At 70.6% G+C, this 24,609-nt stretch carries 26 protein-coding genes and 1 tRNA gene; 12 read left to right on the forward strand and 15 right to left on the reverse strand.

What is annotated here, in order from left to right; translation table 11 throughout:
* Positions 1–68: 68 nt before the first annotated feature.
* Positions 69–467 carry a hypothetical protein gene (locus WFI52_RS02090; RefSeq protein WP_292855886.1) on the reverse strand — a complete coding sequence of 133 codons (399 nt, stop codon included), beginning with the start codon at positions 465–467 and terminating at the stop codon, positions 69–71.
* Positions 468–645: 178 nt separating this feature from the next.
* On the opposite strand from WFI52_RS02090, the gene WFI52_RS02095 reads away from it, so the two are divergent.
* Positions 646–1,290, forward strand: a complete 645-nt coding sequence (locus WFI52_RS02095; RefSeq protein ID WP_199692344.1) for a response regulator — start codon at positions 646–648, stop codon at positions 1,288–1,290.
* On the forward strand, positions 1,287–2,894 hold the full coding sequence (locus WFI52_RS02100; protein ID WP_336625238.1) for a sensor histidine kinase: 1,608 nt from the start codon (positions 1,287–1,289) through the stop codon (positions 2,892–2,894). The genes WFI52_RS02095 and WFI52_RS02100 overlap by 4 nt, the downstream gene beginning before the upstream one ends.
* An 83-nt stretch (positions 2,895–2,977) precedes the next feature.
* Here WFI52_RS02100 and WFI52_RS02105 read toward each other — a convergent pair whose 3' ends face one another.
* Complete coding sequence (locus tag WFI52_RS02105) at positions 2,978–3,952, reverse strand: helix-turn-helix transcriptional regulator (protein WP_336625237.1); 975 nt, start codon at positions 3,950–3,952, stop codon at positions 2,978–2,980.
* Positions 3,953–4,055: 103 nt separating this feature from the next.
* Here WFI52_RS02105 and WFI52_RS02110 point away from each other — a divergent pair, with 103 nt between their 5' ends.
* Positions 4,056–4,505: a VOC family protein gene (locus WFI52_RS02110; protein ID WP_336625236.1), complete on the forward strand. Its 450-nt coding sequence runs from the start codon at positions 4,056–4,058 to the stop codon at positions 4,503–4,505.
* Positions 4,506–4,792: 287 nt separating this feature from the next.
* On the opposite strand, the gene WFI52_RS02115 is transcribed toward WFI52_RS02110, so the two are convergent.
* Genes WFI52_RS02115 through WFI52_RS02125 form a run of 3 tightly spaced genes read right to left on the reverse strand, consistent with a single transcriptional unit; the run spans position 4,793 to position 6,346 of the window.
* Positions 4,793–5,509, reverse strand: coding sequence for a TIM-barrel domain-containing protein (locus tag WFI52_RS02115; protein ID WP_336637393.1), 717 nt, complete (start codon positions 5,507–5,509; stop codon positions 4,793–4,795).
* 51 nt (positions 5,510–5,560) lie between these two features.
* Entirely contained in the window at positions 5,561–6,013 is a 453-nt protein-coding gene (locus tag WFI52_RS02120; protein WP_336625235.1) for a GIY-YIG nuclease family protein, read from the reverse strand.
* A 48-nt stretch (positions 6,014–6,061) separates the two neighbouring features.
* Complete coding sequence (locus tag WFI52_RS02125) at positions 6,062–6,346, reverse strand: hypothetical protein (RefSeq protein ID WP_336625234.1); 285 nt, start codon at positions 6,344–6,346, stop codon at positions 6,062–6,064.
* Positions 6,347–6,529: 183 nt separating this feature from the next.
* On the opposite strand from WFI52_RS02125, the gene WFI52_RS02130 reads away from it, so the two are divergent.
* Both WFI52_RS02130 and WFI52_RS02135 read left to right on the forward strand, forming a co-directional pair.
* Complete coding sequence (locus WFI52_RS02130) at positions 6,530–7,606, forward strand: anaerobic C4-dicarboxylate transporter family protein (RefSeq protein ID WP_336637394.1); 1,077 nt, start codon at positions 6,530–6,532, stop codon at positions 7,604–7,606.
* 53 nt (positions 7,607–7,659) lie between these two features.
* Positions 7,660–8,058 (forward strand): hypothetical protein, encoded by a 399-nt coding sequence (locus WFI52_RS02135; protein WP_336625233.1) that lies wholly within the window; start codon positions 7,660–7,662, stop codon positions 8,056–8,058.
* Between the two features lie 18 nt (positions 8,059–8,076).
* Here the strand turns inward: WFI52_RS02135 and WFI52_RS02140 are convergent, their stop codons facing one another.
* The 4 genes from WFI52_RS02140 to WFI52_RS02155 all read right to left on the reverse strand — a co-directional run bounded on the left by WFI52_RS02140 (position 8,077) and on the right by WFI52_RS02155 (position 10,815).
* A complete protein-coding gene (locus WFI52_RS02140) occupies positions 8,077–8,793 on the reverse strand; it encodes a DsbA family protein (RefSeq protein ID WP_336625232.1) in 717 nt (238 codons plus the stop codon).
* 98 nt (positions 8,794–8,891) lie between these two features.
* On the reverse strand, positions 8,892–9,251 hold the full coding sequence (locus tag WFI52_RS02145; protein ID WP_336625231.1) for a histone-like nucleoid-structuring protein Lsr2: 360 nt from the start codon (positions 9,249–9,251) through the stop codon (positions 8,892–8,894).
* Between the two features lie 65 nt (positions 9,252–9,316).
* Positions 9,317–10,174, reverse strand: coding sequence for a LuxR C-terminal-related transcriptional regulator (locus WFI52_RS02150; RefSeq protein WP_336625230.1), 858 nt, complete (start codon positions 10,172–10,174; stop codon positions 9,317–9,319).
* Positions 10,175–10,278: 104 nt separating this feature from the next.
* Positions 10,279–10,815 (reverse strand): methylated-DNA--[protein]-cysteine S-methyltransferase, encoded by a 537-nt coding sequence (locus tag WFI52_RS02155; RefSeq protein ID WP_336625229.1) that lies wholly within the window; start codon positions 10,813–10,815, stop codon positions 10,279–10,281.
* Between the two features lie 148 nt (positions 10,816–10,963).
* Here WFI52_RS02155 and WFI52_RS02160 point away from each other — a divergent pair, with 148 nt between their 5' ends.
* Together WFI52_RS02160 and WFI52_RS02165 are read left to right on the forward strand one after the other, a co-directional pair.
* A complete protein-coding gene (locus tag WFI52_RS02160) occupies positions 10,964–14,701 on the forward strand; it encodes an AAA family ATPase (RefSeq protein WP_336625228.1) in 3,738 nt (1,245 codons plus the stop codon).
* On the forward strand, positions 14,688–14,903 hold the full coding sequence (locus tag WFI52_RS02165; RefSeq protein WP_336625227.1) for a hypothetical protein: 216 nt from the start codon (positions 14,688–14,690) through the stop codon (positions 14,901–14,903). The genes WFI52_RS02160 and WFI52_RS02165 overlap by 14 nt, the downstream gene beginning before the upstream one ends.
* 40 nt (positions 14,904–14,943) lie before the next feature.
* Here WFI52_RS02165 and mscL read toward each other — a convergent pair whose 3' ends face one another.
* From mscL to WFI52_RS02180, 3 genes are read right to left on the reverse strand one after another with little or no spacing between them, the layout of a single operon-like run.
* Positions 14,944–15,363 carry a large conductance mechanosensitive channel protein MscL gene (gene mscL, locus WFI52_RS02170; RefSeq protein ID WP_336625226.1) on the reverse strand — a complete coding sequence of 140 codons (420 nt, stop codon included), beginning with the start codon at positions 15,361–15,363 and terminating at the stop codon, positions 14,944–14,946.
* A gap of 34 nt (positions 15,364–15,397) precedes the next feature.
* Complete coding sequence (locus tag WFI52_RS02175; RefSeq protein WP_336625225.1) at positions 15,398–15,694, reverse strand: FmdB family zinc ribbon protein; 297 nt, start codon at positions 15,692–15,694, stop codon at positions 15,398–15,400.
* 26 nt (positions 15,695–15,720) lie between these two features.
* Positions 15,721–16,317 (reverse strand): 5-formyltetrahydrofolate cyclo-ligase, encoded by a 597-nt coding sequence (locus WFI52_RS02180; protein ID WP_336625224.1) that lies wholly within the window; start codon positions 16,315–16,317, stop codon positions 15,721–15,723.
* A gap of 73 nt (positions 16,318–16,390) precedes the next feature.
* Between WFI52_RS02180 and galU the strand changes: the two genes are divergently transcribed.
* The 5 genes from galU (at position 16,391) to WFI52_RS02205 (ending at position 19,738) form a co-directional block, all read left to right on the forward strand.
* A complete protein-coding gene (galU, locus tag WFI52_RS02185; protein ID WP_336625223.1) occupies positions 16,391–17,269 on the forward strand; it encodes a UTP--glucose-1-phosphate uridylyltransferase GalU in 879 nt (292 codons plus the stop codon).
* Positions 17,270–17,310: 41 nt separating this feature from the next.
* Positions 17,311–17,940 carry a GNAT family N-acetyltransferase gene (locus WFI52_RS02190; RefSeq protein ID WP_336625222.1) on the forward strand — a complete coding sequence of 210 codons (630 nt, stop codon included), beginning with the start codon at positions 17,311–17,313 and terminating at the stop codon, positions 17,938–17,940.
* A gap of 84 nt (positions 17,941–18,024) precedes the next feature.
* Positions 18,025–18,945 carry a large exoprotein gene (locus WFI52_RS02195; RefSeq protein ID WP_336625221.1) on the forward strand — a complete coding sequence of 307 codons (921 nt, stop codon included), beginning with the start codon at positions 18,025–18,027 and terminating at the stop codon, positions 18,943–18,945.
* Positions 18,946–18,994: 49 nt separating this feature from the next.
* Positions 18,995–19,070 (forward strand) — tRNA-Ala (locus tag WFI52_RS02200).
* Between the two features lie 101 nt (positions 19,071–19,171).
* Positions 19,172–19,738 carry an NADPH-dependent FMN reductase gene (locus tag WFI52_RS02205; RefSeq protein WP_336625220.1) on the forward strand — a complete coding sequence of 189 codons (567 nt, stop codon included), beginning with the start codon at positions 19,172–19,174 and terminating at the stop codon, positions 19,736–19,738.
* 31 nt (positions 19,739–19,769) lie between these two features.
* Here WFI52_RS02205 and WFI52_RS02210 read toward each other — a convergent pair whose 3' ends face one another.
* The 3 genes from WFI52_RS02210 to WFI52_RS02220 all read right to left on the reverse strand — a co-directional run bounded on the left by WFI52_RS02210 (position 19,770) and on the right by WFI52_RS02220 (position 24,566).
* Positions 19,770–21,395, reverse strand: a complete 1,626-nt coding sequence (locus WFI52_RS02210; protein ID WP_336625219.1) for an AMP-binding protein — start codon at positions 21,393–21,395, stop codon at positions 19,770–19,772.
* A gap of 125 nt (positions 21,396–21,520) precedes the next feature.
* Positions 21,521–22,606 (reverse strand): Glu/Leu/Phe/Val dehydrogenase family protein, encoded by a 1,086-nt coding sequence (locus tag WFI52_RS02215; protein ID WP_336625218.1) that lies wholly within the window; start codon positions 22,604–22,606, stop codon positions 21,521–21,523.
* Positions 22,607–22,673: 67 nt separating this feature from the next.
* Positions 22,674–24,566, reverse strand: a complete 1,893-nt coding sequence (locus WFI52_RS02220) for a heavy metal translocating P-type ATPase (RefSeq protein ID WP_336625217.1) — start codon at positions 24,564–24,566, stop codon at positions 22,674–22,676.
* Between the last annotated feature and the right edge of the window lie 43 nt (positions 24,567–24,609).

A 24,609-nucleotide genomic window follows, 5' to 3' on the forward strand; every position in this document is an offset into this window, starting at 1 on the left:
GGTAGGGGGCATCGCCGCGAGCGCGCGGTGGCCGGGTCAACTATGCGCGCGACCCGGCCACCGGTCGGCTATTCGGCGCGGCGCATCCCCACGATGATGAGTGCGCACGCAGCGAGGGCGAGGGCGATGCCGATCACCGCACCGATGACCGCGCCAGGGCCGGTCTCCTCGGCGGGGAGCAGGAACGCGGGAAGCGCGGGCAGAATGGACACGATTTGCAGGGCGATGATCGCGATACAGGGCCCGCGCCGGCCGTTCCAGGCGAACGCGACGAGCGCGAGGGTTCCGAGGGCGACGCCACCTGAGAGCACGGCGATGATGATGACGATCGGGTCCCAGGCGCTTCCGTCGAGTCCGATCATCAGTGCGGGAACGGCTCCGGCTACGGCGAGCAGTGTGGCGAGCACGAGGCCGATGCGAAGCGGCACGGCTCGGCGCAGCGGAGGGGATGCGGTGATTGCGGTCATGACGAACTCCTCTCGATGGGGTGCCGGCGTGTCCGGCTATGACTCACGATCTCGTCCCCGCGTCGCCTTGGGCGCGGGGTCCGTCCCCCGGGACGCGGGCAAGGTCCGGGAAATCGTGCCCGGCACGTCTGGGGGCTGAACCCCAGATGCGGGGCGCGGTCAGCGGCAGAATGTGTCCATGTCAGACGCCGCGATTCGTGTCCTGGTCGCGGACGACCATCCCGTCGTCCGTGGTGGGCTGACTGCGCTGCTGAGCACGCTCGAGGGTGTCGAGGTGGTGGCGGAGGCTGGCGATGGCGCTGCCGCGTGCCGGGAGGCGCTGGTGACGCGCCCGGATGTCGCGATCGTGGACCTGCGGATGCCGGTGCTGGATGGGGTGGAGACCACGCGACGCCTGACGGCTGATCTCCCTGGCGTTGCCGTGATCATCCTCACGATGTTCGACGAGGACGAGGAGATCGCGGATGCTCTCGCGGCCGGAGCGCGGGGGTACTTGCTGAAAGGCGCTCAACCCGACGAGATCGATCGTGCCGTGCGCACCGTGGCTGCAGGCGGCGCCGTGCTTTCACCCGAGGTCGCCGCGCGCGTGCTGGGCGGGTCGCTCCGCCGGTCCGCGGCCGATCCGTTCCCTCAGCTCACGGCACGGGAACGGGAGGTGCTCGACCTCATCGCACGTGGTGCACCCAATCATGCGATCGGCGAGCGGCTCGGGATCGCGGCGAAGACCGTCGGCAATCACATTTCTGCGATCTTCCTCAAGCTCGGCATCGCGACACGGGCTGAAGCGATCGTGATGGCCCGAGAGGGTGGGCTCGGCCGATGATCGCCCGCCGCGTGGGCCTTGTGCTCGCCACGATCCTGAGCGTGCTGGGCACCGCACCTGCCCTCGACATCGCACCGGACTCCTCAGGCTCGATCGTTCTACCGATCGCGGCGGCGATTCTGTCGATCGGGATCGCCGTAACAACGCTCGTTCTCCTCATCCCGGCTTGGCGCGGAGGTTCACGCGCGTGCCTGACGATCGCCGTGCTCCAGCTGGTCGGCATCCTGACCGCCATCCCCGCGTTCTTCGCCCCCGCCGAGGTCGTCCCCGCCGGCGCCGTCGTCTTCGCTGCTCTCGGGTCGCTGCTGAACGTGACGGCATTCGCGCTCATCCTCGTCGACCAGTCGACCGTTCTCGTCTACTCGGCAGCGATCATCATCGTCGTCGCCATCTACGCGGGGGCCGTTGCCGTCGTCTCCCTGCTGGTGCCGCCGAGCGTGGAACGGACCGTGCAGACTGTCGCGGCGATCGGGATCGCACTGCTCTTTCAACCGGTCGTCGGACTGCTTCGCCGCACCGTCGGTCGCACCCTGTACGGAGGGCGTGACGATCCGGCCGGCACCGCACGCCGCGTCCGGCAACGGCACGACGGATCCGAAGCAGGCGTTGCCGCAGCCGTCGCCGAGACCGCTGCACTGCTGCGCCTCCCCGGGCTGACGCTGATCGTCGACAACAAGTCGGTCGCCACCGTGCGGCGCGGACAGGCCGGCGGCCGGGAGGTTGAGGTGCCCGTCACCCCCGACGGGTCGCTCGCCCTGCGCGTGGCGCTCCGCCCCGGCGAGAAGGCGCTGCACGCCGATGATCGTGCTGCGCTCGAGCTCGTCGCGCTACCGCTCGCGTTGCTGTCGCGTCAGGCCGACCTTTCGGAGCAGCTCCGTGACGCCCGCGCCGCCACTGTGGAATCACGCGAGCGGGGGCGCGTGGCCCTCCACCGCGATCTCCACGACGGACTCGGGCCTCTGCTGACCGGAGCGGCATTCCGTGCGGATGCCGCGCGTAACCTGCTGCGCTCGCACCCCGACGAGGTCGATGCCCAACTCGAGGTCGTGCAGGCTGACCTGCGGACCGCGCTCGAGGAAGTTCGGCGGGTGGTCGACGGGCTGCGGCCGATCGAACTTCAGGAGCGCGGCCTCTGGGGCGCATTGGCACGCCGCGCCGACCGCGTCGGAGCCGACCTCGACGTGCCCGACCCGCCCCCTGTTCTCACCGCTGCCGGACAAGTCGCGGTCTATCGCATTGTGAGTGAGGCCCTGACCAACGCCGACCACCACGGACCCGGCTCGCCCGTCCAGGCCTGCGCCACCCTCACCCCCGACGGCGCCCTCCACATCGTCGTCCAGAACCCGATCACCGAGGACACCCACGGCGGCGACAAGGCCAGCGCGCCAGATGACGGCCGATCGGCGCCGGCCCGACCGGGGATCGGCGCGGCATCGATCCACGCCCGCGCCGAGGAACTCGGCGGCTCAGCCACGATCGGCCCCGACGGGCAAGGGCTCTGGCGAGTATCCGTCCACTTGCCACCATCGATCATCGACACCGAGCCGTCGCCCTCCTCGCGCGACCGAGGCGGGATGAAGGGCGCAAGGTCAAATCAGACCTGACTCACCAGCACCTTCCGCGCCACCCACCAACGTCAGCATCATGCTTCGAACCGCGCTCGGTGCGCACGCAAAGGGATCCGATGTCACGCAGTGGCGGTCGTCTTGTAGCGGTCTGCGAGGGTCGCGAAGGCATCGCGTAGCTCGGGCGGGCCGATGACTTCCATCGGTGTTTCGAATCGGCCGAAGGAGGCGGCGAGGGAGCCCCAGGACCAGGATCCGGATTCCAGGATGGTCCGGCTTGGCCCCGCTTCCCGGGCGGTCCCATCGCCGATGAACGGGAGGACGGAATCGATGGGCAGATCGAGGATCACCGACCCGTGACAGGTCCATTCGTTGACGTCAGAGCCTTTGAATCGTGCCGACACGAACTCTTCGATGTCGCCGCCGGGGACGTCTCGGCGTGGGAAGTGCGATCCGGTATGCGTGCGCGGGGTGATGCGCTCGACGCTGAACAGTCGCCAGTCATCTCGCTCGATGTCCCAGGCGAGGAGGTACCAGCGTCCCTGAGCGTTGACGAGGTGATGCGGCTCGACGCGACGTAGGAGAGCGGGCACATCGGCGGTCTGCTGACGCGGCGCATAGTCGAAGCGCAGCAGGACGCGGTCGCGGATCGCGGTGGCGAGCGCGACGAGCAACTCGAGGGGAACTGCGGTCGGCTCGGGTCCGCCTGGCCGTCCTACGACGGCGACGATCTCGAGCGCATCGAGCCGGTGCCGCAGTCGCGACGGCATGACCTGCCGGATGGTCGTCAGTGCCCGAGCCGCCGGTTCGTCGAGGTCGGCGCCGACAACGGTGGCGGTCTGCAGTGCGATGGCAACAGCGACGACCTGAGCGTCATCGAACAGGAGCGGGGGCAGTTCGGCGCCCGCGGCGAGCCGGTACCCGCCATCGGGGCCCATGGTGGCCTCGATCCGATATCCCATCTCACGGAGGCGTTCGATGTCGCGCCGCACCGTGCGGTCGCTGATCTCGAGCCGCTCCGCAAGCAACGAGCCCGGCCAGTCGCGCCGGGTCTGCAACAGCGACAGCAGATTCAGCAATCGGGTGGTCGTGGACATGATCGAACACTAACCAAGGTCTAGGACCGAAACAGACCTACACATGGTGAATCGTCGATGTTGTGGGCGCCAGAAGGGCGCACCTCGACGAATAGGAGCAAGCATGACCATCCAGGCGACCACCCACCTGAACTTCCGCGGCGACGCCCGAGCGGCGCTCGAGTTCTACCAGTCGGTCTTCGGTGGACACCTCAGCGCCAACACGTACGCCGCGTTCGGCATGCCGGCCGAGCTACCCGGAGCCGACAAGATCGTATTCGGGCTCGTCGCTGCCGAGAACGGCTTCCGCATCATGGGATACGACGTTCCCGGCTCCGCAGGAGGAGGCCTCGTCGGCGGAGGCACCACCCGGCGTGAGAACCACACCACCGTGACCGAGCAGGCACTGTTCATCTCGATCAGCTCGGACAGCCTCGAGGAACTTCAGGGCTACTGGAACGACCTCGTCGTCGACGCCGTGATCGTCGAACCGCTCGCCGCGTCCGCCTGGAGCGCCGGCTTCGGCATGCTCACCGACCGCTTCGGTGTCACCTGGAGCATCTCGGTCTCGTAGGCGTAACCACCGCGGCACGCTCTCGCCGTGCCGCGGTGACCGCCCGACTCCACAGCGCTCCAGAGACACCATGGCACCGTCTCATCCGGCCTCCCATCACTCGCCCATGCAAACGCGCGCGCACAGGCGCGGTCCGGGCGGCGCCCGAAGAAGCACGATCTTGGGCCGCGTCGTCCCGCTTACGCGCAGCGCCCGCAAAGGGATCGCTTCACGACCACCACTCTCACGTCGGCCACACGCGAACACACTGACGTGCGAACAGACGACGCACGCGACACCCCTCCGCGTCACCCCTCCGACGCGAACAGCTCCCGCAGCGCGGCATCCCGCGTGACGACGGGGATCCGATCGATCGGCGTGTCGATCTCCACGACGGCGTCGCCCGGGTGGCGAGTGCCGTCCCAGACGTCGGTCCATTCGCCCTCGGGCAAATACACCGGCATCCGCGTGACCCCCGGCTCGAGGACCGGGGCGACAAGGATGTCGTCGCCGAGCATCCACTCGGGCGGCGCTGTCCACACGCGCTCGTCGTTCGGGAACTCGAAGAACAGCGGCCGCATGAGGGGGCGATCCGTCTCGATCGCGGTCCGGGCAGCGCGCTCCAGGTAGGGGAGGAGCGCTTCGCGCAGGTGTGTGAACCGCCGCGAGATCGGCAGCACCCTCTCGTCTCCCGTGCGCTCGGCGATGTTCCACGGCGTGCGATCGCGCGACGGCGTGCGGTGATGGTTGAACTCCGAGTGGTACTGCATGATCGGCACGAACGCCGACGCCTGCATCGCGCGGATGTACAGCTCCGCCGAAGGGATCTCGCCCGAGAACCCAGCGATGTCCCAGCCCCAGTACACGATCCCGGATGCCGCGGCGGTGAGCCCCGCGTTCATCGACCAGCGGAACGCCTCCCACGTCGAGTTCTCATCACCCGCCCAGAACGCGCCGTGCGCCTGCGACCCGGTGAATCCCGCGCGGCTGAACGTCACCGGCGCCTTGCCGGCCGAGCGCAGCAGATCGTCACCGCGCCGCCCGTCGAGGTCGCGTGAGCTGCGGTCACGCGAACCTCAGATGACGTTCCACCGCAGCGCGTCGGCCATCCACCGCGCGTAGCTGTCCCAGGGCGGCGTCCCCGCACAGAGGCGGGCAGCATGCTCCATCAGCTCCGGCTCCGCACGGAACCACTCGCCGCCCTCGCGCAGGTGCGCGAACTGCTCATGGCGAAAGCGCTCCAGCGTGCGGCCACCCCGCTCGAACGCCAGCAGCTCCTGATGCCAGATCGCCGCTAGGCGTTGCCGCGGGTTCGCCGACGTGCCGATCTTCACGCGGCCCTCCCAGCGCAGGTAGTAGACGACCTCGACGCGCGGGCGCGGCAGATCGGCATCCGGACTCTCGCCGAGCCGCCACCCGCAGATCGGGCAGGCGCGGTCGCCGTGTTCCGGCAGGGCGTCGCTTCCGCACAGCACGCACGGATCGCGCCGGGACCGAGCGTCGCTCGCTCCCGTGGCCGTCGTTCCCATGAGCGCGGACGTTACCGCAGAGCCCCGACACCGGCGGCGTCGTCGGCGTCAGTGCGTGCGCGTCACCTGCACGCGTCGACCCCAGACGAACCCGATCACGCCGCTCACGCCGATCAGCCCGGCCGCGAGAAGGAGTGCTCCGACGAGCGCCGCCGTCGTGATGACCACCGACGCGCCCGGCGCGAAGGTGGCGTCCGCGAGCGGCTGATAGGCGAACCACCCGAACGTCGCCGTGGCGGCGGGTGCCGCCGTCAGCATCACGATCGCGCCGACGAGCGCGATCCCGACCGAGGCAATCGTCGCGATGGCTACTCCGCTGACTCTGCGTCCCATGCCACCACGCTATCGGTCGCCCGGCCGCGAAGTCCCTCCCTTGCCGCGCACACCCGGCGCCCAATAGCGTCGAGGCAGGTTCGCACGCAACAGCGCCGGGTCGGTGGCGAGCCGACGAGGGAGTCGCGATGGACGTCGTGCTGGTGATCCTGCAGGCCGCGGTCGTCGCCCTCAATCCCCGTCATCTACGAGACCGCGTACCGCAACGGCCAGCGCCCGGAGCGCTCCCTCGCCGCGTCGACAGTGACGAGCGCGCTCGGCATCACGGCATCCCCGGTGTCGGCCGCGATGGCGGCGTACCTCGTGCTGGCGTCACCGTTCTCGCTCGTGCAGATCCTCGCGATCACGATCCCCGCGGCGATCGTCGCGTGCCTCGCGACGTCGTTCGTGCAGCAGCGCATCGGCAAGGAGCTGCTCGACGACCCGGCGTTCCTCAAGCGCGTCGAAGAGGGCAAAGTCGAGATGCCCGCCGTCCTCATCGCCCAGCAGGAGGCGCGCGCGCAGGCCGTCGCCGGCGGGGCCTCGCGCGGCAAGGCGGCACGCCAGGCCAAGAAGGCCTCGGCGGCGGTGCCCTCCGACGCGCAGAAGATCCTCCACGAGGTGCCGCCGGGTGGAGCGATCTCGGCCTGGATCTTCGTCGTCGCGATCGTGGCCGTCGTGCTGATGGGCCTCTTCTCGGGCCTGCGCCCCGCCTTCCCGAACGCCGACGGCGAGCTGGTGCCGATCGGCATGTCGCCCGTCATCGAGATGTTCATGTTCACGGCGGCGCTCGTCATCATCCTCGTCCGCAAAGTCCCGCCCGCCGACATCATGAAGCAGCCCCTGCTGTCGTCGGGCATCGTCGCGGCGATCGCGCTCTTCGGCATCGCGTGGATGGCCGACACCTTCATCTCGGCCAACAAGACGACGATCGTCGACCCGCTCGGCGGCCTCGTTACGGCCTTTCCGATCCTCCTCGCGGTCGCCCTCTTCGTCATGGCAGGCCTCACGACGAGTCAGTCCGCGACGACCAACACGATCGTGCCGATCGCCCTCAGCGCCGGCATGCCGATCGCCGTCGTCACCGCGATGTGGCCCTCACTCGTCGGGGTCTGGCTCTTTCCCGCGAACGGTTCGCAGATCGCCGCCGTCGAGACCGACCGCACCGGCACGACCCGGCTGAGCTCACTGCCGATCTGGCATTCGTTCACCATCCCGATGCTCGTCGCGTGGGTCTCGGTGGTCGCCGTGGGCCTGCTCATGTCGCTCGTCGTCCGCTGACATCTCTGAAAGGACCCCCCCATGACGTCAAGGCGCGCCTGTCGCTGCGGATCGTGCCCGGCTCCGACCCGGAGGCGCAGCTCGACGCGCTCATGACCCACCTCCGCGCGCAGACGCCCTGGAACTGCCGGGTCGAGGTCGCGCGGGTGAAGGCGGGCAGCAACTTCCGCGCCGACACGGCCGCGCCCGCGATCCACGCCGCCGAAGAGGCGCTCGCCGAGATCTACGGCGTCGGTGCCGACGGGGTCGAGCAGATCGGCTCCGGCGGGTCGATCCCGCTCGTCGCCTCGCTGCTGAAGGCGTCGCCCGCGGCATCCGTCGTGCTCTGGGGTGCCCAGGACACCGAGCACGCGCGCATCCACGCGTCCGATGAGTCGGTCGACCCGGGCGAGATCGAGCGGATGATCGCCGCTCAGGTACTGCTGCTCAGGCGGCTGGGGACGCAGGGCTGACCGAGCGCGCGGACGGCCTCAGCCTTGCGCGTCGGCGATCGCGGCCTCCACGCGCTGTGCGACGTCGGTCGCCTCGCCGTCGAGCGCGATGACCTTGCCGCCGATCACGAGCACCGGCACGCCCGACACGACCTTCTCGGTACCGGCGATCGTCGACCCCAGCCAGTGGTCGTTGGACGCTTGAACCCATGCGCCGAACCGCTGCGACGCGACGGCGTCGGAGAGGTCGGCCGTGATGCCGGCCTGCTGCGCGAGTGCGAGGATGTCGGCGTCGCTCGGGTGCGTCGTGCCGTCGGCGGTCGTCTGATTCTCTTGGAGAAGCGCGTAGAACGCGGGGATGCGGTCGCCCTGCCCGGCATCCAGTGCGGCGGCGAGGGCGTTCGCGGCGCGCGTCGACCACGCGGTGTCATCGCCGTGCTTCGCGCTCACGAAGTTGAGCGGGTGGATCGTCAGGGTCGCGGTGCCCGCGGTGACGGCCTCGGAGAGCACATCGCCCGTCGCCTCTTCGAGCATGCGGCAATACGGGCAGGACAGATCGGTGAAGAGCTGAATCTCGACTGCGCCGGTGCCCGCGGGAAGGCCGTAGCCGTCTGCGCCCGCGGGAGCGACGACGGCGGGCGTGGATGCCGAGGCTCCGGCCTCATCGGACGGCGACGGCGCCTGTGCCGCACAACCCGTCGTCAGCAGCGCAACGGCTGCGGCGGCGAGGACGAGTCGATGGGGACGGCGGCGCATGGCGGGCTCCTTCGCGGCGAGCTCCCGATGGCGGAGCTGTGTGGTATGACCACTCAAGTGTACGCGAAGGACCGCGGTTCGGCCGAGAGGCCGATCGATCAGTGCGCGGCGTCGTAGGCCTCGAGGACGGCAGCCGGCACGCGCCCGCGGTCCGACACGGTGTAGCCGTTCTTCGCCGCCCACTCGCGGACCGGCGCGTAATCGCGCTGTCCGCTGCGCTTCTGCACGCGGCCCGCACCGCCGCGCGACGAGCCGTCGCGCCCGGAGCGAGAAGACACCGACCGGGCGGCGGAGAGGTAGGGAGCGAACGCGGCGCGCAGAGCAGCCGCATTGTCGTCGGTGAGGTCGATCTCGTAGGCGGCGCCGTCGAGCGAGAAGAGGACCGTTTCGCCCTCTCCGGGCTCGAGGACGGTGCCGTCCAGATCGTCGACGAGCTGATGCACGATTTTGCGGGCCATGGGCCGAGCCTAGTGAGCGCACGGCCCCGCGCGGTATAGCGGCGCGCGCGCCGTGACATCCCGTGTCAGGGGAGGAGGCCCGCGCGGCGCGCCTTCGTGACGGCGGCGTGGCGTGTCGAGGCATCCAGCTTCGCCATCGCCGCCTGCAAGTACGACTTGACGGTGCCCTCGCGCAGGTTCAGTTCAGCGGCGATCTCTGCGTTGGTCTGACCGAGCGCGGCGCAGGCGAGCACGTCGGTCTCGCGCGGCGAGAGGCGCACGTCGATCGGCTCGTGCGGTGCGTTCCGGTCGCGCGTGAGGTTCGCGAGGCGCTCCTCGACGGCGCCGAGCCGACGGCGGATGCCGGGGTCGGCGACCTCTGCGCCGATCCGGCGGAGCTCGGCGTAGGCCTCGCGCAGCTCCTCGCGCGCGGCGACGTCGATGCCCGCCACCCCGCCGGCCGCGGCGGGGATGAGTGCCACCTGGCGGGCGACTTCGTCGCGCACGCGCAGCTCGGTGGCGAGGTCGGAGGCGACCTGCAGCGCCGCGCGTGCCGTGTTCTCGCCGAAAGGAGCCTGCGTCCACGAGCCGCAGTAGAGCACCCCGCGGCTCTTGCCGCCGACGAGCACCGGCACCGCGAAGAGCGTCGAGATGCCTTCGCCGAGGATCGCGCGGTCGTAGTCGTGCGTGATGTTGCGCGACGTGCCGTAGTCGAGGGCGAGGCGGGGGCGGCGTTCGACGAACGCGCGACCGCCGAGGCCGCGCGTCGGGTGCACGACGAGCCCGGCGAGGTGACTCGTGCGGTTTCCGACGACCGTCGTCACGTCGATCGCGCCGGCCTGCTCGAAACCGCCGAAGGCGACCGGCAGCCCGGTGCGCGTCGCCAGGTCGCCGACCGCGCGAGCGAGCAGGTCGGCGTCTGAGGCGAGTCCGACCGGTGTCATCTCGCGGCTACCTACTTCCGGCGGCGACGTCGCTGCTGCCTGATTGCGTACCCTCGACGATACCATCGGGCCCCCTGAGGGGGCCCGGAGTCCCCGCGGCCGGCCTACACGGCCGCGCGGACTCCGCTCACGCGCGCCTCCAGATCGATCAGATAGCGCTTGCGCTCGGGGTGCCCGCCGTACTCGCCGATCGAACCGTCGCTGCGCACGACGCGATGCGCGGGAACGATGATCGAGATCGGGGTGCGCGCGCAGGCCGTGCCGACGGCTCGGTTCGCGCCGGGGGAGCCCGCGGCGATCGCGACCTCGGCGTAGGACCACACGTCGCCGTACGGGATCTCGCAGATCCGCTCGAGCGCGGTGCGGACGAAGCCGTGCACCGTCCGCAGATCGAGGGCGAGGTCGAAGCCTCGTCGATCGCCCGCGAAGTACTCGTCGAGTTGCGTCGTCACCGCGGCCGTCGCCCCGGCATCCGGCTCGGGTGCCGCGTGCAGTGCGCGGGTGATCCCGACGAGCGCCCCCTCGCGTGCCCCGAGTGCGACGTCGAGGACATCGAGGAAGGCGAGACCCTGGTCGGTGACGACGACCAGGGCCTCGCCGATCGGTGTCGGATGCACCGAGAAGGCGGCGGGAGTGCTCATGGACACATCATGGCGTGGGCGCGGTCGGGGGCGCGGGCGAGGGACGGATCTGTGGACGGATCGGCGAAAACGGTCGCTGGGGAGAAGACGATGGGTCCAATCCCACGAAACCCGCGGTTCTGACCGGTTTCCGCACCCGCGCGCGCCTATGGTGTCGAGTGTGTGGCGAGCAGACGGTGGCGCCGTGCGAGGCGTGAACGACGCCGAGCACGTGGGCGCAGTGACCCCGGCCGACCTCGATCTGTCGGAGCCGGGGGTCAGGGTGACGCACGCCGCTCAGGCGGAGCGCGACCGCCTCCGCGAGGAGAGCGGACAGCTCGGCGGCACGTCGACGCTGCTGCACTACTCGGATGCCGGTGACGCCGGCATCGACATCACGAAGGCCCACCCGGGCAGCCTCCCGCAATTCATCACCGGCCGCCCGACGCTCCTGTCCAATCTCTTCCGCGACGAAGTGGCCCTGCTCACGGCCAAGCGCGCTGCCGAGCGCATCGCCGCGAAAGACGTCGAACTGCGCACATCCCGCGGCCTCGACACCGTCCATCTCGCCGTCGCGATCGCCGCCTGGCGCATCGGCGCCGTCTCATACGCGGCGCCCGTGCTGCTGCGCCCGCTGGCGATCCGCCGGCACCACCTCGACTTCGACCTGCGTCTGCACGGGTCGTTCACGATCAACCCCGAGCTCGTCGAAGTCGCCCGCACCCACTTCGGCATCGCGATCGACGGTCGCGCGCTCGCCGCGCTCGCGTACGACGACGGCGTGTTCAAGCCGCAGCCCGTCATCGACCATCTGCGGGCCCTGACCGCCCACATCGACACGTTCACGGTGCTGCCGCGCCTCGTCGTCTCGACGTTCGCCGACGTCTCCTCGCACATGGCGCGGGACGCCGAGGACCTCGACCACCCCATCCTGAACGCACTCGGCGGTCACGTCGGCGACCGCGAGGATCTCGCGACTCTCCGCCGCATCCCGACTCTCGTCGGCGCGGACGACCGGCCCCCGGCATCCGATCGCCTCCTCCTCGACGCCGACGGCGAGCAGGAGGCCGTGCTCGCCCGGATCCTCGCCGGACAGTCGCTCACGGTGCAGACGCTTCCGGGCACCGGCGGCACGCAGACCGTCATCAACGCGGTGGGCGAGCTCGTGCGCGCGGGCAAGCGCGTGCTCGTGGTGAGTGCGCGGCGATCGACGCTCGACGGCATCCGTCATCGCCTGTCCGGCATCGGGCTGCCCGCGCTCGCCGTCTCGCCGACGCAGCTGCATCGCGACCTCATCCGCGCGATCGGGCGCAACGAGAAGGCCGAGCAGCCCAAGGTCGCCGACGTCGACGATGCGCTCGTGCGGCTGCGCACGGTGCTGCGCGACTACCGCGAGGCGCTGACCGGTCGTCACCCGCAGCTCGGCATCTCGCCGCTCGAGGCTCTGCGTACGCTCACGACGATCACGCAGCAGCAGCCCCAGCCCTCCGCCGAGACGCGCTTCGACCTGCGCACCCTGCAGAACCTGTCGACGCGCCGCGCCGAGGCAGCCCACGCGCTGCAGACCGCAGCCCGTCTGGGCGAGTTCCGCTTCGGGCCCGACGACTCGCCCTGGTACGCCGTCGCGTTCGAGACGACGCAGCAGGCGACCGATGCGCACGCGCTCGCGGCGCGCCTGCACCGCACCGACGTCCCCGCGATCCTGGAGCGCGGCTACGAGCTCATCGCGCAGACGCGCATGCGCCCGTTCACGACGGTGTCCGAGCTGGGGGCGTACATCCAGCTGCTGCAGGGCATCCGCGGGTCGCTCGACCGGCTCAGCATGACGGTCTTCGAGCGCCCGCTCGGCGAGCTCATCGACGCGCACGCACCGCGCCGCGACGCCCCGGAGATGTCGGGCGCTCAGCGCCGCCGCCTCAAGAACCTGTCGCGCGAATACGTGCGCCCGGGCATGCACGTCGCCGACATGCACGAGTCCCTCGTGCGCGTGCAGCAGCAGCGGGCGCAGTGGCAGCAGCTCGTCGAACCCGGAGTCCTCCCCGAAGTGCCGATCGGGCTCGACGACGTCGCCGCGTCGTGGCAGCGCGTCGATGCCGACCTCGCCGCGCTCGATCGGGCGCTCGGGCGATCGCAGCCCCTGGCATCCCTCCCCATCCCGCTGCTCGTGCGTACACTCGCCGGCCTCGCGGCGGAGTCGGCCGTGTTCGACAACGTCGTCGAGCGTGCGACGCTGCGCGGACGCCTGGCCGAGCTCGGCCTCGATGGATTGCTGACGGAGCTCTCGCGGCGGCACGTGCCCGAAGACCAGGTCGCCGCCGAATTCGACTTCGCCTGGTGGCAGTCGGCGCTCGAGGTGCTGCTGCGCAGCGATCGCGCCCTGCTCGGCGCGAACACCGCCGTCGTCGACCGGCTCGAACGCGATTTCCGGCTCGTCGACGAGGCTCACGCAGGGTCGGCCGGTCCGCTCCTGGCGGCCGAGCTGGCCACGAAGTGGAAGATCGCGGTCGTCGACGAAGCGCACGAGGCGAACGCCCTCAAGCACGCGCTGCGATCGGGCGCGACGACCCCCGCCGAGCTCGTCGGTGCCGCGCCCGCGCTCGTGCGCACGCTCGCGCCCGTCTGGCTCGCCTCGCCGTACGAGGTGCCGACGATCCCCGTGACGGCGCCGTTCGACGTCGTCGTGATCGCGGATGCCGCGGCGCTCTGTCTCGCCGAGGCGGCGCCGGCCCTCCGCCGCGCCGCGCAGGTCGTCGCCTTCGGTGACCCGGTGACGCAGAAGCCGACGCCGTTCCGGGTCGGAGCCGGGGCACCGCAGTTCGCCGACGAGCCCGACGACGACGTCCCGTTCGACGACGTGAGCGTCTTCGAACGGCTCGCCGAGATCGTGCCCGAGGAGATCCTCACGCGCAGCTACCGCGCGGGAGGAGAGGATCTCGCCGAGCTCGTGAACTCGGCCTTCTACGACGGGCGTCTGGTCTCGCTGCCCTGGGCAGGCTCGTATCTCGGTCGCGGCAGCCTCAGCGTCGATTACGTCGAGGGCGGGCACGGTACGCCCGACCCGGTGACCGGCGCGGTCGAGAGCCCGGACGCCGAGGTCGCCCGCGTCGTGACTCTCGTCGTCGAGCACGCCGTCAACCGTCCGACCGAGTCGCTCATGGTCGTCACCGCCTCGACGCGGCACGCCGAACGCGTCCGCGCTGCCGTCGCGGCCGCGTTCTCCGGGCGGGCCGACGTCGCCGACTTCGTCGGCCGCGACACCGCCGAGCCGTTCGCCGTGCTCGGCCTCGAAGAGTCGGTCGCCGAGAGCCGCGATCGCGTCGTCTTCTCGCTCGGGTTCGGCCTCACCAAGCACGGCCGTGTCCTCAGCGACTTCGGCGACCTGTCCGGCGATGACGGCGAGCGGCTCCTGCGCGTCGGCATGACCCGCGCGCGTCGATCGATGGTCATCGTCTCGTCGATCCGTCCGTCGGCATTCGACGAGGGGCGGCTCGCCTCGGGCGCGTCCCGCCTCATGACGATCCTCGGAGGAATCGCCGCCCGCGCGCGCGAGGCCCGTCTCGAAGACCTCGCCGACCCGCTGACCCTCAGCCTCGCCCGGCACCTGCGTGCCCGCGGCGTCGCGGTGGACGTGGACTACCGCGGCCAGCTTCCGATCGTCGCGCAGTACAAGGGCAAGGCGATCGTCGCCGAGAGTGACGCCGACACGGCGCACGACACCCTCCGCGAGACGCTGCGCCTGCGTCCGCAGGTGCTGCGGCGGCTCGGCTGGCACTACATCCGCGTGCACGCGTTCGACCTGTATAGCGACCCGGCCGGCGTCGCCGAGCGCATCGCCGCGATCCTCGGGGTGGCCCCGGAAGGCGGGGCGGTCGACACGGTGACGCAGCCGATCGATGTCCTCGACTGATCCGGATGCCGCGGAGTCGGGCGCCCCGCGCCAGCGTGTCGTGCGCGTCCGCGGCGCGCGTCGAGCCCAGCTGACGCCCGTTGCCGGGACGGACCCCGACCCCGAGGTGAGCGTGGCGCGCGACGCACCCGCACCGACCGCGGGGGAGCCGAGCGGACCGAACGACGAGCGGATGCGGCGGGACGTCCCTCCGCACTACTGAACCCGGGATTAGTGAGCCCGGGCCCCTGGATCGGGCGCGCTCAGCGCGTCGTGGTGCCGTTCTTCTCGAGCAGGTCGCGAATCTGGATGAGGATCTCCTGCTCGGTCGGGAGCTTCTCCTCGGGAGCCTCGTTGACGCCCGCCTTGGCGGCCTGGCGCTCCTTGAAGTGGTTCATCGGCAGCACGAACACGAAGTAGACGATTGCCGCGACGGCGACGAAGTTGATCAGCGCGCCGACGATCGAACCGATGAGGAACGTCGAGGTGCCGCCGGACAGGGTCGGAACCTCGAGCGTCCACGCGCTCAGATCGCCGACCTGGAAGATCACACCGATCAGTGGGTTGATGAGGCCCTCGACGAACGTGTTGACAATCGCGGTGAACGCGGCGCCGATGACGACAGCGACCGCGAGGTCGATGACGTTGCCGCGCATGATGAAGTCTTTGAAGCCTTTGATCATCCGAGTCTCCTCACGGTCTCCGGCCCCGGCCGGCTCACGATCCCGACGGTGCGGGCGAGGCCTTCGCCTCAGACTTCGATGATGGCGAAGAAGACGTGCTCGCGCCACTGCTCTCGCCGGAGCTCTTGCTCGTCGAGCCGCCACCGGCCGTCGACGCACGCGAATCGGTGCGGTAGAAGCCCGAGCCGTTGAAGGTCACTCCGACTGAGCCGTACTGCTTGCGCAGCACGCCGCCGCACTCGGGGCACTCGGTGAGAGCGGCATCGCTGAAGGACTGGACGGCATCGAAACGGTGGCCGCACTGCGTGCAGGCGTAGGCGTAGGTGGGCATGTGATCCTCGACGGGGCGTGGTGTCCTCAGTGCCGGGCGGGCGCGAGGGCGATGGTCTGAGTGGGGGTGACGACGCCGGTGACCGGCTGGTCGTGCACGTCGTGCGGCACGGCATCCAAGATCTCGGAGTCGAAGACGACGGCGTAGACCGGCGGGCACTGCTCCATGGAGCCGATGGTCTTGTCGAAGTAGCCGCGCCCCCAGCCCATGCGCATGCCGGTGCGGTCGACGGCGGCGGCGGGCACGATCAGGAGGTCGACGTCGTTCACCGCGAGCGGGCTCAGCACGTCGCCGACGGGTTCCGGCACGCCGTACAGGCCCTCGGAGATCTCGCCGTCGGGGTCGGCGACCGCCCAGTCCATGAGGCCGTCCTCGCGCGTGATGGGCAGGAGAACGCGGATGCCGCGGGCCACGGCACCCCGGATGAAGTCCTGCGTGCCGGGCTCGGTGGGCGTCGACAGGAAGCACGACACGCTGTGCGCACCCAGGCGCTCGACGAGGGCGTCGAGTTGAGCTGCGACGCCCACGGCGTCAGCGGCGCGGTCGGCGTCGGAGCGTTGCTGGCGCCGTTCGCGCAGGTCGGCGCGGAGCGCCCGCTTCGCGTCGGCGATGGCATCGGGCATGGTCCGATTGTATTCGCGCTGTCCGTTACGGGACGTTCCTCGCCGCGAAACACGCGCCCGGTAGGGTAGCCGCATGACCTCCCCCCGGATCAAAGCCGTCATCCCCGCCGCCGGCCTCGGCACGCGCTTCCTTCCCGCGACCAAGGCGATGCCGAAGGAGATGCTCCCCGTCGTCGACAAGCCCGCGATCCAGTACGTCGTCGAAGAGGCGGTGAGCGCGGGCGTCGATGACATCCTCATCATCCTGGGGCGCAACAAGAACAACATCTCGAACCACTTCGACTCGGTCCCCGAGCTCGAGAGCACGCTGCGGGGCAAGGGCGATCACGAGAAGCTCGCGCGTGTGCAGGCGTCGACAGAACTCGCCGACATCCACTTCGTGCGCCAGGGTGAGCCGAAGGGCCTCGGCCACGCCGTGCTGCGCGCCAAGCACCACGTCGGCGACGCGACGTTCGCGGTGCTCCTCGGCGACGACCTGATCGACGCGCGCGACCCGCTGCTCACGACGATGATCGCCGAGAACGAGCGCACCGGCTTGACGGTCATCGCCCTCATGGAGGTCGATCCGGAGCACATCCACCTGTACGGCGTCGCCGAGGTCGAGCCCACCGATACCCCCGACGTCGTACGCGTGAAGGGCCTCGTCGAGAAGCCCAAGCGCGAAGACGCGCCGTCCAACTACGCCGTCATCGGCCGATACGTGCTCACGCCGCAGGTGTTCGACATCCTCGCGCGCACCGAGCCCGGCAAGGGCGGCGAGATCCAGCTCACCGACGCGCTGCAGGAGCTGGCCGTCACCGACGGTGTGCTGGGTGTCGTGTTCCGCGGACGCCGCTACGACACCGGCGATAAGGTGGACTACATCAAGGCCATCGTGCAGCTGGCTGCGGATCGAGATGACCTCGGGCCGGAGCTGCGCCCGTGGCTCCAGGAGTTCGCGGCCCAGCTCTGACGCCACGTCGGAGAGTGCGACCGACAGTGTGAGGAGGGCCGATGGACGTGATCGCACCTCGTCAGCACGGCCGCATCTCGCTCCGGCTCGTCAAACAGCGTGACGCGCGCGCTCTTCAGGCGGAGCTGCTGAACAATCGGGCGTGGCTGCGCCCGTGGGAGGCGACGAGCCCCGACGGACCCGTCTCGTTCGACATGCGCCTCGGCATCCGACGCCTGCTCCAGCAGTATCGTGACGGCGGGGGCGTGCCCTTCGTCATGGAGTACGACGGCGAGATCGCGGGGCAGCTGAACGTGTGGGGAATCGCGCGCGGGTCGCTGTCGTCGGCGACGATCGGGTACTGGGTGGGCGAGCGGTTCGCGGGGCGGCACATCACACCGACGTGCGTCGCTCTCGCGACCGACGTGTGCTTCCGCGAGCTGGGGCTGCACCGGATGGAGATCTGCATCCGCCCGGAGAACAAGGCGAGTCTGCGCGTCGTCGAGAAGCTCGGCTTCCGATACGAGGGGCTCCGTCGTCGGTTCATCCACATCGCCGGCGACTGGCGCGATCACTACGCGTTCGCACTCGTGCGCGAGGAGGTCCCCGGCGGCGTCCTCGAGCGCTGGGTGTCGGGGCGGGCGCCGATGGATGCCGCGACGGTGCCGCTCTCGGATCGCCTGCCGGGCTGACGCCGAGCTTCAGGTTCGACTCGAACCTCAGACACGCGGGCGCGCTCACGACCCCCGCGCCTCGTCGGCTCTACCTTTGAGCGCATGGGTGGTCAAGTTCTGGGCGGGGGAGTGATCATCCTCGTCGCCGTCGTGCTGTGGCTCGTCTACCTCCTTCCGTCGTGGCACGGCCGCCACCAGTTCAACGCCGCCGAGCGCAACGCCGTGCGGCTGAACCAAGCCCTCCGCGTGCTCGCCGAGACGAGCGAGACGCCGCAAGAGGTGCGTCTCGAGCTCAACGCCCGGACCGCCCTCGCCCACCAGCGCCTCGCCAAGCAGGCCCAGACCGAGCGCGAGGAGGCGGAGCTCGCCCGCGCCCGCGCGGAGCTGGCTGCGACGACCCTCCTCGCGAAAGCCGAGGCCGCCGCCGCGCGTGAGCGCGCCGCGGCGACCGCCCGCGCGGCGGCTGCCCGCCCCGAGCTGCGCCGTGCGCGCGCACGGCGCCGCGCGCGGCTCGCCGCGACGACGGTCGCCGTCGTCGCCGTTGTGCTCGCCGCGTTGGGTGGGGTGCAGCTCGCGATGGGCGCCTCGGCCCTCTTGCTGTGGATCGGCGGCGCCCTCGGCGTCACGGCGATGGTGGCCCTGCGCCGGATGTCCGTCGTGCAGCGCCGGACCGTCGTCCGCATCGCGGCCCCTGACGTCGTGCGCGTCGCCCCCGACCTGCAGGACGTTGCGCTCGGGTCCGATCGTGTCGGTTGGACGCCGCGCGAGCTGCCGCGGCCGCTCACGGCCTCAGCGGGCTCGCGCGCGGCGACGGTGCTGGACGAGGCGGCGGCGCGCGACGCGCTTCGCCGCGCTGCCCTCGAAGAGGCGGTGCGGGCGCGGGCCGAGGCGCAGCGGCCGCCGTCGATCGCCGTCGCGCGGACGCGGCGCGACGACGAGTTCGCGGGCGGTCCCGGCGCCGGCGATGACGCGATCGAAGCGCACGTGCGGCAGCTGCTGGCACGGCGCGCGAGCGGTCAGTAGGGGTGTGCGGGAGCCTATCGGACGCGTGCTAATGTAGATGACGGTTCACGGGCCTATGGCGCAGTTGGTAGCGCGCCTCGTTCGCATCGAGGAGGTCAGGAGTTCGAATCTCCTTAGGTCCACCACAAGAAACCCCCGCCTCGGCGGGGGTTTTCTGGCGTTCGCGGCCACCTGACTGCTCGCGTAGAGTGTATTCACACGCATTCAAATCTCGAGAGGACTTCTCATGACCGTCTACAACGTGGGTCTGATCATCGGCAGCATCGCGTCGGCATCCATCAACCGCCGGCTCGCGTCGGCGCTCGTGAAGCTCGCCCCTCAGGCCGACCTGAACCTCACCGAGATCCCCATCGCGCCGCTGCCGTTCTACTCGTACGACAACGACGGGTCGATCCCGGCCGAAGCGGCGGAGTTCAAGGCGGCGATCGAAGCAGCCGACGGCATCGTCATCGTCACCCCGGAGTACAACCGTTCGGTGCCCGGCGTCCTCAAGAATGCCCTCGACACCGCCAGCCGCCCGTGGGGCACGAACAGCTTCGCCGGAAAGCCCTCGGCCGTCATCGGCGCCTCGGTGGGCGCGATCGGCACGGCCGTCGCCCAGCAGCACCTGCGCTCGATCCTCTCGTTCCTCGCCTCGCCGGAACTGGCGCAGCCCGAGGGCTACCTGCAGATGCGCGACGGCCTCATCGCCGACGACGGCGACGTCACCGACGCCTCGACAGAAGAGTTCCTCCTGTCGTGGCTGAAGGCCGTGCACACGCACATCGCGAAGAGCCTGAGCACGGAGGTCTGACCCCGCGCGGAGGATGCGGCGCGCCGCTGCTCTACTGCGCGGCGGCGCGCTCGGCCTCCCGCGCCGTTTCCCGGGCTCGAAGGTCCTTGCGCAGGATCTTGCCGGAGGTCGACTTCGGGATCTGATCGATGAACTCGACGCGGCGCACCTTCTTGTATGGAGCGACGTTCTCGGCGACGAACGCCTTCACGTCCTCCTCGGTGAGCCCGGAGTCGGGCGCGGCGACCACGAACGCCTTCGGGATCTCTTCGTGGTCGTCGCCCTGCACTCCGATGACGGCGGCATCCAGCACCTGCGGGTGGCTCAGCAGCAGAGCCTCGAGCTCGGCCGGGGCGATCTGGTAGCCGTGGTACTTGATGAGCTCCTTCACCCGCTCGACGATCGAGAAATAGCCACCCTCGTGGTAGACGGCGACGTCGCCGGTGTGGAGGAAGCCGTCGGCATCCAGCGTCTCCGCCGTCGCGTCGGGCTTGCCCAGGTACCCGAGCATGACGTTCGGCCCCTTGACCCACAGCTCGCCGGGGCGCGTCTGCCCGTCCTCACCGATCTCGGTGATCTCCGCGCCCGTCTCGGTGTCGACGAGCTTGCAGACGATGTTCGGGAGGATCGTGCCGACCGAACTCACCGGGATGTCGTGGCGCGTATAGGGCATTGCGTGAGAGACGGGGCTCAGTTCGCTCATCCCGTAGCCCTGCATCATGCGGGCGCCCAGGCGCCGGCCGGCGGCCTCCGCCGTATCGCCGTCGAGGGGAGCAGCGCCCGAGAAGATCGTGTGCACCGTCGAGATGTCGTACTGGTCGACGATCGGGTGCTTCGCGAGAGCGACGGCGATCGGCGGCGCGATGTAGAGGTACGTGCACTTGTAGGTCTGGATGTTGTCGAGGAACTGGACGAGGTCGAACTTCGGCATCGTCACGAGGGTCGCGCGCTGCTTGAGCGCGAGGTTCAGGAGCACCGTCATTCCGTAGATGTGGAAGAACGGCAGGACGGCGAGCACGCGGTCGGAGTTCTTCAGGTCGATGTTGATGCGGCACTGTGCCACATTCGCCACGAGATTGCGGTGGCTCAGCATGACGCCCTTGGGGATCCCGGTGGTCCCCGACGAGTAGGGCAGGACGGCGACGTGCGTGGCCGGATCGAACGCGACCTCCGGCGGCGTGCGCCCCTCGGTGAGCAGCGCGCGCAGGTTCGGGTGGGCGGGTGTCGTCTCGGCGGTGCCGTCGAGGACGATGAGGTGGTCGTCGGGGATGCCGACGGCCTCCGCAGCGGCGAGGGCCTGGGGGAGGAGCGGGCTCACGGTGACGAACCAGGTGGCCTCGGCATCCGTCAGCTGCTTCTGGATCTCGCCGGGCGTGTAGAGCGAGTTGAGCGTCGTGACGGTAGCTCCGGCGCGCAGCGCGCCGTGGAAGACCGTTGCGAACGCGGGGACGTTGGGGCAGAGGAGCGCCACGACCGTGTCGACGCCGACGCCGCGTGCCGCGAGCGCGCCGGCGAAGGCGTCGATCTGGGCCTTCAGAGCGCCGTACGTCGTCTCGGCGCCTGTCGCGGGGTCGATGAGAGCGATCCGGGCGGCGTCGTCGGCGCTCAGATCGCCGAACAGGTCGTCGTAGATGCTCGCCTGCGGGATCTCGACATCGGGGAACGGGCTGGTGAACACGGGCGGTCTCCTTCGACGGCGCGGATCACCCGGCGGCGGTGCCGGGTGGCACCATCCTCGCACCATGGCGGACCCGGTTCCACCTTTTGTGGCACCGGGTCCGCCCTTTCGTATGCGGGTTCGCCTCAGACGAGCGCGGATGTCGCCGCGGCGGCGCGCAGACGCGCGGCGGCGCGCTGCTCCGCGGCATCCAGCGGCGTGATCCCGTGCTCCTCGGCATCGTCGAAGATCGCACGGACGACGTCGCCGATTCCGGCGACGCGGTCCATGATCTCGGCGCGACTGCCGAGGTGCTTCGCTTCGAGATCGAGATAGATGACACCGCCGGCGTTGACGACGAAATCGGGTGCGTACAGGATGCCGCGGGCGGAGAGGCGGTCCGCGCCCGCACGCTCGGCCAGCGGATTGTTCGCGGGGCCGCACACGGCGCGAGCCGCCAGCGCGTCGATGACCGCGTCGTCGAGCACGCCGCCGATGCCCGCCGGAACGAAGACGTCCGCCGCCACGAGGTGCTCGGTGCCGGGGTCGACCCAGTGCGCGCCGAGCTCGGCGGCGAGGTCGCGACGGGCGGGGTTGACGTCGGTCACGGTGAGGAGGGCGCCCTCTGCGGCGAGGCGCACGGCGAGGCGGCTGCCGACCTGGCCGAGGCCGGAGATCGTGATGCGCCGGCCCGCGACAGCGGCATCCGCCGCGCTCATGCCGTCCAGGCGCTCGAGCGTCGCGCGCATGGCCTCGTAGACGCCGAGGCTCGTCGGGCCGGCGGGCTCGCCGGAACCGCCTGCGGAGTCGGGGAGGCCCACGACGTGGCTCGTGCGCTCGCTCACGGTGAGCATGTCGTCGGTCGTCGATCCGACGTCCTCGGCGGTGCGGTACTGGCCGTCCATGCGTTCGACGGCGTCGCCGAGGTCGAGGAAGGCGGCGCGGCGGCGATCGCCGTCGAGCGTCGTGCCGGGCGGCAGACAGATGACGGACTTGCCGCCGCCCGCGTCGAGGCCTGCGGCGGCGTTCTTGAGGGTCATCGCGGCGGAGAGGCGCAGCGCGTCGAATGTCGCGTCGGTGAAGTGCGGGTAGGTCCACAGACGGGCGCCGCCGAGGGCGGAGCCGAGCGCGGACGAATGCAGCGCGACGGTGATGACGAGGCCGCTGCGCGGACCCGTGCTCACCTCCACGCGTTCGTGGGTGAAGTCGGGCAGGGGCAGGGTGTGCGTCATCGCGTCCTCTTTCGGCGTGCCTTGTGGGCGGTGCTCAGCGGATGCCGCGGCTTTGCGGCATCCACACCTATTGTGCCGTGCGCGCGGCCCCCACGGGCGCCGAGGCTGCGTCGGGCAGGACGAATCTCTCACCGCCGAGGGCGCGCAGCGCGTAGAGGATCGTCGCGAGGTCGACGAGTTCCTGGACGAGGGCGCCGACCACGGCGGGGATCAATCCCGTCGTCGCGACGAGCATGAGCCCGATGCTGAGCGCGATGCCGATCCAGATCGCGGTGAAGGCGACCCGGAGCGTGTGCCGTCCGATGTGGACGGCCTCAGCGACACCCTCCAGCGAGTCCTTGAGGATGACCGCGTCGGCGGCATCGCCGGCAGCCGTCGACCCCTTCGCCCCCAGCGCCACTCCGATGTCGGCGGCCGCCAGCACCGGGGCGTCGTTGACGCCGTCGCCCACCATGAGCAGCGGGCGCGGGCGCATGAGCGAGGCGAGATGGACCTTCTCGGCGGGAAGGAGTTCCGCGTGAACCTCGGCGATGCCGACCTCCGCGGCGATCGCCTCTGCGGTGGGCGCCGCGTCGCCTGTGAGCATCGCGATCCGTTCCACGCCGTGCGCGCGGAGCCAGGCGACGACCGCGGGAGACTCGGGGCGCGCATCGTCGGCGAGCACGAGGACGCCCGCGAAGCGTCCGTCGATGGCGACGTAGGCGGCGGCCTGCCCGGGGCGCAGCTCCGCGCGCGCGGTGTCGGGCGCGAGCGCGGCGATGTACGCGGGCTTCCCGACGACGACGGTGCGTCCGTCGATCTGCGCCGTGACACCGTTGGTCGCCGCCTCGCGTGCCTCGCTCGCCGGGCGGAGGTCGAGGCCGCGATCGCGCGCCGCGCGGCGAATGCCGTCCGCGAGCACGTGCGACGAGTACTGCTCGGCCGACGCGGCGAGGGCGAGCACGTCGTCGCCGGTGAAACCGTTCGCAACCACCACGTCGACCAGGACGGGATGACCCTGCGTGAGCGTTCCCGTCTTGTCGAACGCGGCCGATGCGACGCGCGCGAGCTGCTCGATGACCGAGCCGCCCTTGACGATGATCCCCGCCTTCGCGGCGCGCGAGAGCCCGCCGAGAAAGGCGACCGGAGCCGCGATGAGCAGAGGGCACGGGGTCGCGAGCACGAGGACCTCGGCGAATCGGGTCGAGTCGCCGGACAGGCCCCACGCGGCGCCGGCGATGACGAGGGACACCGCCGTGAAGGGGATCGCGAAGCGATCGGCGAGGCGCACGACCGGCGCGCGGGACTCCTGCGCGTCGCGCACCAGGTTGACGATCTGCTGGAACTGGCTGTCGGCGCTGCGCTTGGTCGCCCGGACCCGCACGGCACGCGACCCGTTCACCGCGCCGGACAGCACCTCGTCGCCCGTCGTCCTCGTCACCGGAAGGCTCTCGCCCGTGATGGACGATTCGTCGAAGCTCCCCTCGTCGCTGAGGAGTTCGCCGTCCACGGGGACGACCTCGGCCGGTCGGATGAGCAGTTCGTCGCCGACGGCGACGTCGTCGGCCGGGACGTCGCGGATCTGTTCGTCGCCGCCGATGCGGCGGACGACGTGCGCCGTCTGAGGGGCGCGATCCAGAAGTGCCGTGAGCTCCCGCTTCGCACGCCGCCCGGCGTAGTCCTCGAGCGCTTCACCGCCGCTCAGCATGAGCACGATGATGAGCGCGGCCACGTACTCGCCGACGGCGAGGGTGGCCACCATGGCGACGACCGCGAGCACGTCAAGGCCGACGTGGCCGCGCAGAACGTCGCGGATCATTCCGATGAGCGTCCACACGATCACGGCGGACACGTAGGCCGTCGCGAGCACGCGGGCGACAGTGGCCTGACCGGTCATGTCGAGGATGAGCACGACGGCACCGGCGAGCACGGTCGCTGCGATGACGGGATAGCGACGGAGCAGGCGCAGGAACCGGGTCATGGCTCCAGCCTGCCGTCGTCAGCGCGTCGGCGCCACGCTCCGT

Source organism: Microbacterium sp. MMO-20, from assembly GCF_037147735.1.
Lineage (GTDB): Bacteria > Actinomycetota > Actinomycetes > Actinomycetales > Microbacteriaceae > Microbacterium.